Below are 387 nucleotides of genomic sequence, written 5' to 3'. Positions count from 1 at the left end.
GGCATACGAGATGACGTCGAGTCTCGTGGGCTCGGAGATGTGTATAAGAGACAGCCACATGACAATCAGGCTGGCAAGGAAGCCGAACAAGATTTGAAATACGGTGCTGACGAGGAAGTAAGTCCCTTGGGACTGGGTATCGGGATCGGATAAGGTAATTTCTTCCTGCAATTCTTCCTCCAATATCCGCCGCCCGATTTCCCTGACCACGGCGAACTGTGTGAAACTTGCCGTCCCCATCCCTTTGTATGTTGCCGTTTTTTGTATTGGTTACGCGCACATAGCTGGGAATGGGCAGTGTTTTGTGGGCGGCGGTGAAGGCGTTCATGGCGTAGCGGTCCCCGCCGGAGGGTTTGCGCCGGTGAAATCTGCCGCCGTACCACGAGG

1 pseudogene is annotated in these 387 nt (G+C 54.8%); it reads right to left on the bottom strand.

Going from position 1 to position 387, the window contains the following annotated elements:
• Positions 1 to 135 precede the first annotated feature (135 nt).
• A pseudogene (locus ACRPFF_RS11600) lies at positions 136 to 255 on the bottom strand (RadC family protein); the annotation flags it as partial.
• Positions 256 to 387 lie beyond the last annotated feature (132 nt).

Source organism: Neisseria sp. SLRRB23 (assembly GCF_050896295.1).
GTDB lineage: Bacteria > Pseudomonadota > Gammaproteobacteria > Burkholderiales > Neisseriaceae > Neisseria.
The sequence above is the reverse complement of the archived record's forward strand: the minus strand, read 5'-3'. Positions and strand labels throughout refer to the sequence as shown.